This is a genomic window from Streptomyces violascens (genome assembly GCF_014649955.1).
Lineage (GTDB): Bacteria > Actinomycetota > Actinomycetes > Streptomycetales > Streptomycetaceae > Streptomyces > Streptomyces violascens.
In genome coordinates, this window is the sequence record NZ_BMUA01000033.1 from 16,532 (window position 1) to 32,687 (window position 16,156).

Sequence of the window (16,156 nt, forward strand, 5' to 3'; positions counted from 1 at the left end):
CGACCGGTGCGGTGCGTCAGGCAGTGGGGCGGTGGCCCCGAATGGCGACGCGCCTGCCGTAACGGGTGTACGGGAAGTAGTCCCAGATCGCGTGGTGTTGCACGCAGCGGTTGTCCCAGAACACCAGCGTGCCCGGCGTCCAGCGGACGCGGCAGTGCAGGAGCGCGGTACTGGCGATGTGGTCGCACAGCATGTCGATGACCGATCTGCTCTCGCGGCGCGAGAGCTGCTCGATGTGTGAGACGTAGACGTTGTTGACGAACAGCAGTCTCCGGCCGGTTTCGGGGTGCCGCGCCACCACCGGGTGCACGTTCTTGGGGACGTCGTACTCGGGCGGCGGGGTCTGTCCCTGCCACGCGAGCAGCCCGTCGTGGACCGCGGTCATTCCGTCGATCAGCCCCTTCATGGCGGGCGACAGCATCTCGTAAGCGAGATGCATGTCGGCGAACATGGTGTCGCCGCCGCTGCCGACCTCGGGGGTGCGGGTGATGTACAGCATCGAACCGAGCGACGGCCTGAGGTCGGCCGTGCCGTCGGCGTGCCAGCCGTGACCCGCCACGGCGCGCGACTCCTTGTCGGCGCTGATCTCCAGGACGTGCGGATCGGAGCCCTCGACGGGCAGCGTCACGGGATGCAGTTCGCCGAAGCGCCCGGCGAAGCGTTTGTGGTCCTCGTCCGTCAGCTCCTGGCCCCGGAACACCAGGACATGGTGGCGCAGGAAAGCGTGCTTGACCTCGGCCCACTGGTCGTCGGTGAGGTCCTTGGACAGATCGAGGCCGGACACCTCGGCACCTATGACGGGTGTCAGCGGTTCGACGGCGATGGTGGCGTAGGGCTTCGGTGGCTCGGTGGTGATGCGTGCGATGGCATCCAGCGCGAACTGTTCCATTGGTTGCGTCCTCCTGGACGTCGGTCACGGGTGGGAGGAATGCGGGGCGCCGGTCTTTCACAGCCCCCGGTCCAGCAGATCGGCCAGGATCAGCCGGCCGAAGGCGAGGCTGCCGTGGATCTCGTCGGTCGCCTCGCTGAACTCCGGCCGCTGGCGGCCCGCTTCGTCGGTCACGCGGTCCCGCAGGTCCACGACTTCGACGCCGAGCTCCACGAGTGCGCGGCGCATCGTTTCCTGCGCCGCCCGGAAGACCGACGGGTCCGACATGCTCGGCACCCGCTGCGGCGGCATCACCGACACCACCCGCAGGCCCAGGGCGCGGGCATGGGCGTAGAAGGCGAGGGCGTCGCGGACCGTGGCGCGTACCAGGTCGTCGAAGAGGCGGCTCCGGAGGAAGCCCGGCGCGAAGCCGCCCCCGTGGACGCGGTAGATGTCCCAGTTCGCGGTGGTGGCGATGAAATGGGCGCTGAAGCCGAAGGTGCACACCAGGGGGACGTCGAGCGCGTCGAGCCCCGTGACACCCAACTCGTCCAGGAAGGTGCGGTAGAGGCCGTCCGTCTCGGAGCCCCGGAAGACGACGTCCTTTCCGCGCAGGTCGAAGAAGCCGGCGTTGAACTCCCGTCCGGCACCGACAGGACCGCCCGAGAAGGAGATGCCGGCAGCCTTCGCCGCCCGGCCGATCGGGCCCGCGTGCGAGTCGCCGAGCAGCAGGAACCTGGCGGCGGTCGCGCCGGCGGTGTCAGTGGGGGTTGTAGTAGTCGAGTAGGGCGTCATCGCACTGGATGTCCTCTACGGTGGCGGGAGCGGTCCGGGGGGCGGGCGTGGCGGGGGCCGTCGTGGTGGCCGGGCCGCGGGTGAGCGCGTCGAAGAACTGGCCCATCACGAAGTCGACACCCGCCGGCGTGACCGTGCGCAGGTTCGGCTCGAAGAACACGGCCTTGAAGGGGAAGCCGGTGACGATCTCGTAGGCGGGGAAGTAGTCGACGTGGTCGAGCTCCTGGGTCAACTGCCCTGCCACCGCGCGCAGTACGGACTTGGAGTAGGTGGTCGCGGTGAGCGCGTGGTCGCCGGTCGCCGTCGCCGTGAGCGGTACCGGAGACACGGTCAGCAGGACGCGCAGTCCGGGGTTGGCCGTGCGGGCGAGCGCGATGGCGGCTGACAGATTGTCGTACACCTCGGCGAAGGTGAAGTTGTGGAACACGTGCCGGCCGGAGTCGTACGTCCCGCGCACGGTGCCCGGACAGACCGGGTGGACCGTGCCATCGGCGCGGTCGCGCCATGCCTCGGTCAGTCCGAGTGTGAAGACGAGGCAGCTCGCCCCGGTCACGGCGCCACGGATCGCCGCCAGGGTCGCCAGCCGTGCCTGTGCCACCGCGTCGGCCGAAGCATGGCCCCCGGGCTCGACCGAGGGGCGCCAGGGATCGTAGAAACGGCCGTCCTCGATCCACGCCTCCCCGGGAGGCGCGGCCTCGTGGAACGCCCAGGACAGCCACTGCCGCAACATCGCGGCGGTGTAGATGTTTCCGGTGCGGAACGAGAACACACCGAAGTGACGTGCCTCGCGCTCGGCGCGGGTGAGGCCCGGCGGGGCGGGTTCGGCGTCGCGCCAGTTCATGCCGCGCTCCAGCAGCGCGCGGCCGATGTGGCGGGCGAAGCAGGATCCCGCGGTGAGGATCACGTCGTCCTGGCCGAGGGCGAACTTCGGGGTCCACAGGCCACCGATTTCCCGCAGTTCGGGCTCGGCCACGGCGGTGCGCCAGAACGAGCGCGGTGGCAGCGATCGATAGGGGGTCATGACGTCCTCTCAGCGGGGCTCGGCAGCCGTCCCGGTCGCGTTGTTGACGGCGTCGGCCACCGCCCGTACCCAAGGGGCCCTGACGATCCCGTAGTGCGTGGTGTCGAGCTCGTGAAAGCCGTCGAGCAGCGGCAACCGCTCCTCCCACAGCCGCCGTTGCTCCTCGGGGGAGCCCAGCACCGGCAGGCCGTCCACCGGGCGGGTCGCGATCCACAGACGGCTGGGCGTGCCGGTGAGCCGGGGCGGTCGATGGTGTGCCATGGCGGCGACGTTGGCCCGGCAGCAGCGCGCGAGACGCTCGGCGTACGCCAGCGCCTGCGGGCTCGGTCCGGTTGCGGTACGGCTTCCGTCCGTGCCGCCCTGTCCCGTTCCGCCCTGGCTCAGCTCGTGCGCGAAGACCGCCTCGTACCGCGCTTCGTCGTACGCCAGGAAGTGCGGCCCCGCGTCCGGCGGCGGCGGGTCGAGCAGATGGAGCCCGGTAGCCGGGTGGCCGGCCGCCTCCGCCTCGGCCGCCACGGCGTGTGCCACCCAGCCGCCGAACGACCAGCCCGCGAGGTGCCAGCGCCACTGGCCGTGCGGGAATCGCGCACGCAGCGCGGCGTGGTAGTGGCGGGCCCGCTCGGCCAGCGACCAGGACGGCAGGTCGGGGCTGCGCAGCACGGGGTCGGGGATCAGACAGACCGTCAGGTGCGGGTCGAGGACCGACACGAGCGCCCGGTATGCCTGGACGTCTCCGCCCACCGGATGGATTAGGCACACCACATCGTTCCCGGTGCCCTCCTGCCACACCTCGATGGGCACCTGGTCCACACCGGGAGCCGCACCGGAACCGGCGTCCTCGGCTTCCCCCGTGAGGGCCAGCACACCGTTGAGGCTGATGCGATGGCCCAGCTGGGAGAGTTCGAGGACGACGCCGTAGTGCTGCTCGACCTTGGCGATGAGGTCGAGCATGGTCAGCGAGTCGACGCCCTGGTCGTACAGCGAGACGTCCGGGTCGATCCCGTCGAGTCCCAGCCAGCCGCGCAGCCAGTCGCTGAGCCGGGCGGCGGTCGCTTCCCGTGGTTCCGCATTCTGCGTGACGGGTGTGCGCCTTGCGCGCGGTACCGCCTCCGGCGCCGCTGACGGGGCGTAGAAGTCGTGAGCCCGCTCGATGTCGGTCGTGGAGACCAGGAGATGCGGAAGCTGGAGTTGCAGCGCTCGTGCGAACAGCCGCTGCCCCTCCTTGACCGCGAGACCCACCGCCAGGTGTTCCTGGTGGCGGGCGTCCGAGCGCAGGGCGTCCCGGGCCATGCCGACCTCGCTCCAGATGTCCCAGCCGATGCCGATCCGCAGCGTGGTGGCGGTGGCGTCCGAGCGGTATCGGGCGAAGCCGTCCAGAAGACCGTTCGCGGCCGCGTAGTCGAACTGGCCGACCCCGCCGTACTGCGCGGACATCGACGAGCAGTACGCCGCGAAGCCCGGCCGATAGTGCTCGATCAGCCGCTCGACCAGCAGGGTGCCGCGCAGCTTGGCGGCCGTGGCCCGCCGCATCGCCACGTTGTCGCGCCGGGAGATCAGCCCGCCGCCCGCCGAGCCCGCGGCGTGCACCAAGCCGTCGATCCCGCCGGCTCCCCTCGTGTGCGAGGCGATCCTGGCGAGGATGACGTCGAGCGCGTCCTCGGCCAGATCGGCCTCGACCAGCGCGACACGGTCCGCCCACGGGGCGAGATCCGCGGGCAGCCGTGCACCGCGGGAGAGCAGGACGACCCGGCACTCGGAGTGTGCGAGGAGCCACGCGGCCAGGGAGCGGCCGATGCCTCCCGTGCCGCCGATGACGAGGTACGTGGCCGGGGCAGCGGGCAGCGCGAAGGGCGCCGTGGTGACGGGGGTGGGCACCGGCAGCAGCGCCTGTCGCCACCAGTAGCCCTGCCGCAGCGCGAGACGCCGGGGCAGTTCCGAGGCGGCGTCGGTCCCGGCGAGGAGCGCCGCAAGGGCCCCGCTCCAGTCGGCCGGGTCCGCGCCGGGAAGGTCCACCCAGTGTCCTTGGAGGGCACACTCCTGTGGTGCCACTTCTCCCGCGCCCGCGAGCAGCCCCAACTCCGGCCGCCACACGTCACCTTCGGTCGGCTGTGCCCCGTACGAGAGCCACCAGGTCCGCAGACGCAGTGGCCGCGACAGTTCGCCGGCCGCCCGCAGCAGGGCGGCTGGGGTGTCCAGGCAGGCCCAGCGGGCGTGCGCCAGCGCCTCCTCGCCGATCGGCCCGTCGACCGCCAGCGGCAGCGCGTGCAGCCAGTCGACACCGACCTCGTTCGCGTCGGCCGACGCCGGAGCCAGTGCGTCAAGCAACTGCCGTAGTGACCCGGGGTCGGCCGGGTTCACCTCGTAGACGTCGGCCGCGAGTTGGGCGAAGGCGTCGGCAGCGCTGACGCGTACCACCCGGTCGTAAACCGTGGCGAAGGGGGCCAGTGCGTCGGACGGCAGGGGGGTGACGGTCATTGCCACCAGCACTCCCGCCATCCGCGGCCCGGCCGCGGAGACGGCACGGCTCAGCCGGACCCAGTGCGGCTGGTGCAGCCAGTCGGCCTCGGGCAGGCGCTGAGGGCTTCCGTCGCCGGCCGGGGCCGTGGCGCGCTCGAAGTCGTACTCGGCGAGCGCGAAGCTCGGCGGCGGGAAGTCCCAGGGAGCCCCCGCGGGTCCGGCGGGCCAGTGGACCGGCCGGCCGGACAGCCACGCGGTCACCACATCACCGGCCGTGTGCTCCACGGCGCGGCACTCCTCCCCGCGTGCCGTCACCTCGACGCCGGACACCGTACGCAGCCAGGCCACCGCCTCGGAAGCGTCGGCGCAGACCGCCGCGGCCCGCAGGCGGCGCGCGGGCCGTCCCGCTTGCAGATGGCGGAGCACCAGGGCGTACGCCTCGGGCCTTGCCTGAAGGTAGTCGGCGATGCGGGCGGCGTCGGCGCGCAGCCCGGCAGTGCTGGTACTGGAGAGCAACAGGCATGAAATGAAGGGGAGTTGGGGGTTCACCCCCTCCGGTGTTCCGTCTGCTTCGAGCACCAGATGGGCATTGGTGCCGCCGATGCCGAAGCTGCTCACGGCGGCCACCCGGGGCCGTCCCGCGGGCCAGGGCGCCGCTGCGGCCGGGACGTGGAACGGCGCCGTGTCGGGGCCCATCCGGGGATTGAGCGTGCGGAAGCCGACGTTGGGCGGAATCAGCCCGTGGTGGACGGCGAGGGCGGCCCGCACGAGACCCACCACTCCCGCCGCGGCTCCCAGATGGCCGATCTGGCTCTTCACCGAGGACAGCGCGCATCGGTCGGCCTCGGCCAGGTCGAACGCCTGGCGCAGCGCGCCGACCTCGACCGGATCGCCGAGCCGGGTGCCCGTGCCGTGCGCCTCGACGTATCCCAGGTCGGCGCTGTCTCGGCCACTGCGGCGCAGCGCGGCCCGGATCACCTCGCGTTGGCCCAGAAGCGAGGGCGCGCTGTAACTGAGCTTGCCCGCACCGTCGTTGTTCAGTGCCGACCCCGTGACCACCGCGTACACGGTGTCGCCGTCGCGTCGCGCGAGGCTGAGCGGCTTGAGTACCACAACACCGACACCGCTGGCGCCGATCGTGCCGTCGGCGTCGTCACTGAACGGCCGGCAGTGACCGTCCCTGGAGAAGATGTGCTGAGGGCGGTACGCGTAGCCATCCGTCAGCAGCGTGTCGACGAGCACCCCGCCCGCCAGCATGACCTCGGCCTCGCCCTGGCGCAGCAGCCCCGCCGCGACGTGCACGGCGACCAGTGAACTGGCGCACGCGGCCTGCACGGTGAACGCGGGGCCCGTCAGATCGAGGTGGTAGGCGACCTTGGTGGTGAGGAAGTCCTTGTCGTGGTGGAGCGCCAGCTGGAAGCCGTCCGGCAGTTGCTCCGGGTCGGCCTCGCGCAGCAGGGACTGGAAGTAGGTGTTCTCACCGCAGCCGGCGACGAGCCCGATGCGCTGCCCGGACGGGTCCGCGATCCCCGCATGGGCCAGCGCCTGCACGGAACTCATGAGCAGATGGCGCTGCTGCGGATCCATCAGCCGCGCCTCCTGGCGGCTGATGCCGAAGTGCTCGGGGTCGAAGGAGAGGAGTCCCGACATCTGACTGCGCGCGCCGACCAGTCCGTCGGCCGCTTCGAAGTGCTCCACGCCGCGTGCTCCGGTCCGCACCATCTCCCAGAAGGAGGCGAGGTCGTCGGCGCCCGGCAGCCGTACGGCCATGCCGATGACGGCGATCGGTTCGTCCACCACGGCGTGCGCGGGGCGGTCCGTGTCGGTCGTGCGCAGCGCACCGTCCAGGAACGCGGCGAGGCGGCGGATGGTGACGTGCTCGAACAGGTCGGGGACGGTGAAGCTCAGACCGGGCTCGGCGGTGCAGCGCAGTTGGAAGCGCATCAGATCGAGGCTGGAGGCGCCCGCGTCGAAGAACCGCTCATCGGGGGCGACGGTCCGGCCGAGCAGTTCGGTGAGCAGTTCGGTCAACCGGGCCTCGCGGGGCGTCAGGACCGACGGGTCCTGGGAGACGGCATTCGGCGATTGCAGTTCGTCACCGGGCGCGGTCAGGGCCGCGCGGCGGTCCAGTTTGCCGCTCGGTGTGAGCGGCAGACTCGCCAGGCGACGGAATCGGTCGATCCGTACGTACGGCGGCAGCAGCGGCGCCAGATGGCGTGTCAGCTCCGCGCCCGTGGGACCTGGAGCCGGGTTTTGGGCCGTGATCCCGGGGCGGAACTCCAGGCAGGCGACGAGCCGTTCACCGTCCCGTGCCACCACCGCGTTGATGACGTCGGGGTGGCGCAGCAGTGCCGCCTCGACCTGGCCGAGCTCCAGGCGGTGGCCGCTGAGCTTGATCTGCTGGTCGTCGCGGCCCTGGTAGTGCAGCAGGCCGTCCCGGTCGAAGTGGGCCAGGTCGCCGCTGCGGTAGAAGGTTCCCAGGCCGGGCAGTTCGACGAAGCGCTCCGCGTTGAGCCGCGCGTCGCCCAGATAGCAGGGTGCGGCCATCGGGCCGCCGATGAGCAGATGACCGGTGCGGCCCGGCGGTACGGGCTCGTCCGCCTCGTCGACCACACGCAGCCAGGCAGCCGTCACCGGTCTGCCGATGGCCGGGCGCTCCGGCCAGTGGGCGGGATCGCCGTCCAGACAGAGGCCGCTGACCACATGGGTCTCGGTCGGCCCGTAGTGGTTGAACAGACGGGCGCCGGGCAGTCCGGCGAACCAGCGGCGGATGGCATCGGTGCACAGCAGTTGCTCGCCCGCGGTGATCACTTCGCGCAGCCGGGAGGGGTAGCGGCCGAGCCGCACGCCGTGCTCGGCGAGCAGGTTCAGGGCCACGTACGGCAGGAACAGGCGCTCGGTACCCGCCGCTTCGAGCTGGTCGAGCAGAGCGGGCGCGTCGTGGCGCCATGAAGGCTGCACCAGATGCAGCACACCACCGCCGCACAGCGTGGTGAAGATTTCCTGGAAGGAGACGTCGAAGGACAGCATGGAGAACTGCTGAGTGACGGCGGGGGATCCCAGGCCCCCCGAGTCACGCTGCCATTGCAGCAGGTTGCACAGCGTCCGGTCGGACACCTGCACTCCCTTGGGAGTGCCGGTGGAGCCCGAGGTGAACAGGGTGTACAGCGGACGCCGGCCGTCGTGCGGCGGCAGCGCGGGGACGGCCGACGGAACGTGGTCCACCGAGGGGACCCGGTGCCGCGGCAGGCCACGGGGAGCGATGGCGTCGAGGGCGTCCGCGTCCTCAGCTGCCACCAGCACGCACAGCGGCTCCACTTGGGCCAGGATCTGCCGCAGCAGCTCCTTCGGATAGGCGGGGTCGAGCGGCACGATGGTCAGGTTCAGCCGGGCCAGCGCCAGCAGCGCCACCACGTGTTCGGGCGATGGCTGGAGGTACAGCGCGACAGTGCGGGGGCCGCTGTCTCCGGGCACCGGTGGGTACAGCCGCTGGAGCTCGGCGGCGAACGCGCCGGCTCTCGCGTCCAGTTGGGTGTACGTGAGGCTGCGGCCCGCGTGCACCAGTGCGGGCGCTTCGGGCGTGCGCAATACCTGAAGGGCGAAGCCCTCGGCGACGGTGACGTGGGCGAGGGGAGCCGAATCGGCGCGCCCCGGCTCGGGCAGCCGACGACGCAGCGGTGCCACCAGCTCGGACAGTGGACGGTCGACACCATCGGTGAGCGCCTCGATGCCGCTCTCGAACAGCTCGGCCAGAGACGCCATTTCGGCCGCGTCGAAGTGACGGGCGTCGTACTCCCACAGGCAGTCGAGGCCGGTCGCCCGCTCGACCACCGACAGGGTCAGGGGACACTTCGCGTCGAGCGGTGCCCGCCACTGCGGTTGGACGTCGCAGCCGGGCAGCGCCAGCGTGTCGAAGTCGGTGTTCTCCAGGACGAACATGAAGTCGAACGGTGTGCTGCCCGCCGGGCCCGGTAGATCGGCGACGACGTCGGCGAGGACGACGTCCTGGCGGTCCAGGATCGCCTGGGCTGCGGCGCCGTACCGCAGGAGCTGGGGGCGCAGGTGCTCGCGCGGGGCCACATCCAGGGGGAGCAGCACGGTGTTCGCGAACATGCCGACGCTGGACTCGAAGTCCTGCACGGGTCGGTTGGCCACCGGCGCGGCGATCCGTGGCCGGGTGCGGGCGGTGGCCCCGTACAGGCTCCAGGCGTAGACGCCCAGGAGGACGTGGAAGCGGGTGAGACCGAGGTCGGCACAGAGCCGGTCGAGCGCGGTGCGACGGGCCGAGTCGAGGGAGCTGTGCAGCAGCCGCCCCATGGGGCCGCCCGCCGGGTGCACGGGTTCCAGAGGCGCCGTGTCGGCCGCACCGGGCCGCTCGTGCATCAACTCGCCGTAGAGGGCAGCCAGTTCGGAGCGCTGGGTGCGGTAGGCGGGCTGGTTGAACCACTCGGACTGCCAGCGGGCGTAGTCGAGCGGCGTCGGCGCCGGCCGCGTGGCTGCCTGGCTCGCGTGGCCGACGGCTGCCGCGTAGTCGGCCGACAGCTCGCCGAACAGCACATTGAGCGACCAGCCGTCGACCGCGATGTGATGCATACACACGTACAGGTCGCCGCCGCCCGAGCGGGGCAGCCAGCACGCCTGGAACAACCGGGGCCGTGCCAGGTCGAAGGGCGTGGCGAACAGCTGGTCGGTGAAGGCTCTTCGGCCCGCCGCGTCGCGCAGGGCCTCCGCCGGAGGTTCGGTCCACGGGTCGTACGGCTCGTCCACCGTCTGCACCAGACCCTCGGGTGTAGCGGTGAAGGAGGTGCGCAGCGCGGGGTGGCGGGCCACGAGACGTCGCAGCGCGTCGCGCAGCGCGCTGACGTCGGCAGCGCCGTCGACGCGGAAGACCATCGGCACGCTGTATGCGAGGGACGCCGGATCGCGCTGTTGCAGGAGCCACAGCCGCTGCTGCTCGGAGGTGGCGGGCGCGGTGCGCGGACCCGCCGCGTCGGTCGGCACCGGTGCGGTGACGTCGGGGTAGGAGCAGGCGGTTGCCTCCGTCGCAGCCGCCAGCTCGGCGAAGTCGCTCCGCAACACCAGGGACGGGGGCAATTCGCAGCCCCAGAGCCGGCGTGCCTCGAAGCGCAGCCGCAGCGCCCGGAGCGAGTCGCCGCCGCAGGCGATCCAGCGGTCGGTGAGGCACAGGCCCTCGATGCCCAGGATCCGTTCCGCGAGGGCGAGGACCTCCCGCTGCCGGGGGGTGCGGACGTCATCGGCCCCGGCGGCTCCGGTGCGCCGCCACGGTGCGACGTCGCGCCCCAGCAGGGCCTCCCGGTCGACCTTGCCGTTGGCGTTGAGCGGCAACTCGTCGACCAGGTAGGTCTGGTGGGGGCGCATGTACGCGGGCAGGGCGGCGTCCAAGTGCCGGTGGAAGTCGTCGAAGGACAACGCGGAGCCGAGGGTCAGATACGCGAGCAGTTCGTTGACGCCGTTCGCCTCGCGGCGGGTGCAGACGTACGCCTGGCGGACCGCGGGGTGCGTCACGATCCGACGCTCCAGCTCGCCCGGTTCGATGCGGAAGCCGCGCACCTTGACCTGGCGGTCGGCGCGCCCGACGTACTCGAACCGCCCCGCGGCGTCGAGCCGGACCAGGTCGCCGGTGCGGTAGTGGCGCACCGGGATGCCGTCGGACCGCTCCAGGGTGACGAAGCGGCGCTCGGTCTCCTCGGGGAGGTTGCGGTAGCCGACGGCCAACGCCTCGCCCGCCAGGCACAGTTCGGCGGTCCGGCCGGGCTCGGCAGGGCGGTTGCCCTCGGCCGGCACGAGGGCCTCGGTGCCCGGCAGCGCCCGCCCGATGGGCACCACATCGCCCGCGAAGTCCCGGGGGATGGGGTGGCACAGCGCGAACGTCGTGGCTTCCGTGGGGCCGTAGACGTTGTAGAGCTGGGTGGTACTGGTGACGTTGGACCGGTACCAGCGGCGGATCAGCCGGGCGTTCAGCTGCTCACCGCCCACCAGCACCTGGCCGACGCCGGCGAAGCAGTGCGGCACCTGGTCGACCACCGCGTTGAACAGCGCGACGGTGACGAAGAGGGTGTCGATGCGCAGCCGTTCCAGTTCGGCCGCCAGCACGTCGGGCGTCTGCGCCGTCTCGTCGTCGACGATCACACAGCAGCCGCCGGTCAGCAGCGGCACCCAGACCTCGAAACTGAGCGCGTCGAAGGCGGGGTTGGACAGGCACGCGTAGCGGGCGCCTTCGCGAAGGGCGATGTACCCGGGGCGGGCGAGGCGCATGATTCCCGCGTCCCGCACCTCGACGCCCTTGGGCAGTCCTGTGGTGCCCGAGGTGTAGAAGACGAAGGAGACCGGTGCGGCGCCCTTCGGCTCGGTGTGCGGATCCGGCGCGGGGGAGTCCGCGCCGCAGCGGAGGAGCTCGTCGACCGGCAGGGGCCGTACGCCCCCGGGGAGTCCCTTCGGCGGCGCGGCGCCGTGGAGCACCGCCACGCTCGCCGAGTCGGTCAGGATGTGGCGCTGCCGCTCGGGCGGGCTCTGCGCGTCCAGGGGAACGACCACCGCGCCCAGGCGCAGGATGCCGAGCATGGCGCAGACCAGCTGCCGGGATCGCGGCAGGCAGACCGCGACCGCCTGTCCCGGCCGCACACCGTGCCGGTGCAGGGCATCGGCGACGGCCGCGCTGGCGGTGTCGAGGTGTGCGTAGTCCAGGGTGTGTTCGCCGTCGATGAGCGCGGGCGCCGACGGGTGGCGATGGGCCCGGTCGAGTACGGCGGCGGCGAGGCCGGGGGCGGGGAAGTGCGGTGCGGCATCCATCAGTTCTCCCGTGCCGAGCCGGCACCGGTGGTCCGTGAGGCGGTCGCGGGCGGGAGCGTTCCGGCAAGGTCCGTAAGCTCCGCGTCGATCGTCGCGGCCACCCGTAGCACCGCTTCGGACTCCAGCATCTCCCAGTGGTCGCACCGCACCGGCTCCACCAGGTAGTCGCCTTCGGCGCGACTGCGCCAGAAGCCGCGTACCTCCTTGAGCAGGGGTTCCGGGGCGCCCTCGACGGCCTGCATCAGGACCGTGCGGGCGGATGTCGGCGCCGGTATGTGGGAGGCGGCCGTGAGCCGGTTGTGGTTGTAGATGTGGAAGTACTGCTCGATCTGCCGGTCGTCGATGCCGGGGTACATCCCGTTGAACTTGACCAGCTTGTCGCGGAACTCCGCCATGTCCACCGGTGTGACGGCGGCGCGGCGCTCCGGATCGTCGGTGCCCTGGGTGTCGAGCAGCACCACGCTCACTCTGTCGTGTCCTGCCGCGGCGAGGCGGCGCCCCATCTCGTGTGCGACCAGACCGCCGTAGGAGAGGCCCGTGAGGACGAGCGGCGCGTCGAGCAGCGGGGCGATGAGCTCCAGGTACGAAGCGGCCATGGCCTCGACCGTGGGCAGGAACGGCTCACCGGGGTTGACGCCCGGCGACTGGATGCCGTGGACGCCCAGGGAGTCCGGCAGCGCCTTGGCCAGCGACAGGTAGCAGAAGGCGGTGCCGCCCGCCGGATGGACGCAGACGACCCTGGCGCTCCCGTCGCCGGCGCGGAAGTCCAGGAGGTTGCCCGGCGGCGGGCCCGACGCGCCCCGGCGCAGCCGTCTGCCGAGGTCCTCGACGGTCGGGTGCAGCAGGACGTCGCGGACCGACAGGGCCTCGCCGAACGCCTCCCGGATCGCGTGGGCCAGTTTGATGGCCGAGATGGAGGTGCCGCCGATGTCGAAGAAGTCGTCGCGGATGCCGATCTCGCTTCGCAGCAGGACCCGTTGCCATATCTGATAGAGCGTCAGCTCGATGTGGTCGCGAGGAGTCGCCTGGTTCACCTGGGCGGGGAGGCCGGTGTGCGCCAGAGTCAGAAGTGCCGCGCGGTCCAGCTTGCCGTTGTCGGTGACCGGCAGCCTCGGCAGCTCGACGAAGACCGCGGGGATCATGTGGCCCGGCAGGCGAACGGCGAGCGCGGCACGCCACTCGGCCACCGGCCGGGGCTCCGCGTCGCCCACCCCGACGGCGGCCACCAGCCGCGGTTCACCGGCGGCGTCACGGTCGGCGAGGACCGCGGCCTCGCTCACGCCCCGCTGTTCGAGGAGCGTCGCCTCGATCTCGCCCAGTTCGATCCGGAAGCCGCGCAGTTTGACCTGGTGGTCGCGGCGGCCGACGTACAGCAACTGGCCGTCGGGCAGCCAGCGGACGATGTCGCCGCTGCGGTACATGCGCGCGCCGGGCACGAAGGGGTCGGGCACGAACCGCTCGTCGGTCAGTTCCGGCCGGTTCAGATAGCCGCGGGCCAGTCCGGAGCCCGCGATGTACAGCTCACCCGCGACGCCGATCGGCACCGGCCGCATCCGCTCGTCCAGCACGTACGTCCGGGTGTTGGCGACCGGGCGGCCGATCGGTGCCTGGCGTGCCAGCGGCTGCGGGTCGAGCTGGGCGGTGCAGTACAGCGCGGTCTCGGTGGGCCCGTAGCCGTTGAGCACGCGCAGCCCCGGCAGGGCCTGCTCCATGCGGTGCAGCGCGTCCTCGGGCAGCGGCTCCAGACCCGTGCGGACGCAGCGCAGCGCCAGGCCCGCCAGCCGCTCCTCGGGAGCCTCGCAGATCCACCGCACGAAGGAGGGCGGCAGCAGGATGTCCACGACGCGGTGTTCGCGCATCCAGGCAATCAGCGTCTCGGGGTCCTCGCGCACGCCCTGCGGTACGAGCCGGAGCACGCCGCCCGTGGTGAGCGGCAGCAGGAACTCCTGCACCGAGGCGTCGAACGCGAAGCTCGGCCACATCGCGGACGGCAGTCCCGGTGTCGCGCCGAACTCGTCGCTCCAGTAGTCCAGCAGGTTGAGGATGCCCCGGTGGGTGGCCGCGACGCCCTTGGGGCGGCCGGTCGAACCCGACGTGTAGATGACGTACGCGAGGTCGTCGGGCCGGTAGGGCGTCCCGGGTGCGTCGTCGCACGGGGCGCCTGCCTCGACGGAGGTGAGCCGCAGCCAGGGAGTCACCGGCGCCTCTTCGGGCCCCGGGGCGCTGTCGTCCCGGGGCGTCGCGCTCGGCGAGGGGGCGCCGTCCGTGTCGCTCAGGACCAGCACGGCGCCCGAGTCGGCCACCATGTTCGTGAGGCGTTCGTGGGGGAGCGCGGGGTCGAGCGGCAGGTACGCGCCGCTCGCCTTGAGCACGCCGAGTATGCCGACCACCAGATCGACCGAGAGGCCCATGTGCAGCCCCACGACCCGGTCGGTGCGCACGCCCCGGGCGATCAGGGCCTGGGCGACGCGGTTGGCGCGTCGGTCCAGCGTCGCGTAGTCGAGCCGCTCACCCTCGTGGACCACGGCGACCTGGTCGGGCCGCTCACGCACACAGGCCTCGAACCGCTCCACGAGACCGGTGGGGGTCGGCGCCCGCTCGGTGTCGTTGAACTCCACCAGGACCTGATGGAGTTCCCGCTCGTCCAGGAGTGTCAGGTCGGCGACGGGCCGCTGCGGGTCGTCGGCCATCTGCCGCAGCACATACAGCAGTTGGCGTACGTGGCGCTCCGCGGTCGCCGCGTCGAAGAGCGCGGACGCGTAGTCGAGCTTCCCCGTCACGCGGCCGTCCCGCGGCGTGAGGCAGAGCGTCAGGTCGAACGCGGCGGTGTAGCGCGGGAACTCCAGCGGCACGCTCTCGACGCCGGGCAGCTCCAACGTTTCCTCGGTGACCTTCTGCCAGGCCAGCATCGCCTGGAACAGCGGGGTGTGCCCGAGGTTCCTGGGAGGGTTCACCGCCTCGACGACCTGCTCGAAGGGCAGGTCCTGGTGGTCGAGCGCCGACAGCGCGGCCGCATCCGTCCTGCGTACCAGGTCCGCCACCGTCGGTTCGCCCGACAGGTCGACCCGCAGCGCGACGGTGTTCACGAAGAAGCCGATGAGACCTTCGAGTTCGGGACGGGTCCGGTTGGCCGCCGGCGCCCCGATCACCACGTCCTCCGTGCCTGCCAGACGCGACAGGGTCAGCGCCCAGCCCGTCAGCACGGTCTTGAACAGGGTGCTGCCGGTCCGCTTGCCCAACGCCCGCAGTGCGGAGGTCAGTTCCTCGTCGATGGTGACGGGCACCTGCGCGCCCCGGTAGTCCTGCTCGGCGGGACGCGGCCGGTCCGTGGGCAGTTCCAGGAGTGCGGGGGCGCCCGCGAGGGTCTTTTGCCAGTGGGTTCTCTGCCGCTCCGCGTCGCCCTCGGAAAGCCACTGCCGCTGCCAGGCCGCGTAGTCGGCGTACTGGACGGGCAGCACGGACAGCGGGTCGTCGCCGCCCGCCTTGAACGCGGCGTACAGCGCGCCGAGTTCCCTGTTCACCACGGACATCGACCACCCATCACAAACGATGTGATGGAACGTCAGCAGAAGGACGTGGCGTTCGGCCCCGAGCGCCACCAGGCGCCCCCGGACCAGCGGCCCGCGCTCCAGGTCGAACGGCGCCGTGACCTCCTCCCGCTGAAGCACGGCGAGTTGAGCCCGTGGATCGGCTGCGCCGGTGAGATCCGCGACCGCGAGGGGAAAGCCCGCGTCGGCGGGGCCGACCCGCTGGAACGGCACGCCCGCCACGGCGACCAAGCGGGTACGCAGCACCTCGTGGCGGGCAACAAGCGCGTCAAGCGCCCTGCCCAGTGCCGGTCGGTCCAATGCGCCGCGCAATTCCACCGCCATGGGCATGTGGTAAGCCTCGCTCGCGCCCTGCATCTGCGACAGGACCCACAGCCGCTGCTGCGCGTAGGACAGCGCCAGGGGAGCGGTCCGGTCGACGAGCGGCACGGGCGCGGGCTGCCGGGATGTCGCGACGGGCGATTCGGGGATGGAACGACGCAATTCTTGGTTCGCGGGCAAGGCCAGCTCTTCCTCTGCGGGATGCCTTTTCACAGCCGGGACCGGATATATGTCTCAGCGGGGTCTGGAGAGTGCCGATGCGTCCCCGCAGCGCACTGCATGGACTGAAATAAACAGGGCAAGTGCTGCGGGAGTCGGGGGATTCCAGAGGGAATT

Annotated in this window: 5 protein-coding genes; all 5 read right to left on the reverse strand. The window is 71.8% G+C overall.

Going from position 1 to position 16,156, the window contains the following annotated elements; all coding sequences use genetic code 11:
- Nucleotides 1-16: 16 nt before the first annotated feature.
- The 5 genes from IE206_RS36850 to IE206_RS36870 are packed head-to-tail and all read right to left on the reverse strand — an operon-like array spanning nt 17 to nt 16,000.
- Nucleotides 17-889, reverse strand: coding sequence for a TauD/TfdA dioxygenase family protein (locus tag IE206_RS36850; protein ID WP_189970138.1), 873 nt, complete (start codon nt 887-889; stop codon nt 17-19).
- A gap of 57 nt (nt 890-946) precedes the next feature.
- Nucleotides 947-1,663: a hypothetical protein gene (locus IE206_RS36855; RefSeq protein ID WP_189970140.1), complete on the reverse strand. Its 717-nt coding sequence runs from the start codon at nt 1,661-1,663 to the stop codon at nt 947-949.
- Nucleotides 1,629-2,684: a GSCFA domain-containing protein gene (locus tag IE206_RS36860; RefSeq protein ID WP_189970142.1), complete on the reverse strand. Its 1,056-nt coding sequence runs from the start codon at nt 2,682-2,684 to the stop codon at nt 1,629-1,631. Before IE206_RS36860 ends, IE206_RS36855 begins: the two co-directional genes overlap by 35 nt.
- 9 nt (nt 2,685-2,693) lie before the next feature.
- Complete coding sequence (locus IE206_RS36865; RefSeq protein ID WP_189970144.1) at nt 2,694-11,951, reverse strand: non-ribosomal peptide synthetase; 9,258 nt, start codon at nt 11,949-11,951, stop codon at nt 2,694-2,696.
- The gene (locus IE206_RS36870; RefSeq protein ID WP_189970147.1) at nt 11,951-16,000 is read right to left on the reverse strand and encodes a non-ribosomal peptide synthetase; all 4,050 of its coding nucleotides are present in this window, start codon (nt 15,998-16,000) and stop codon (nt 11,951-11,953) included. Before IE206_RS36870 ends, IE206_RS36865 begins: the two co-directional genes overlap by 1 nt.
- Nucleotides 16,001-16,156 lie beyond the last annotated feature (156 nt).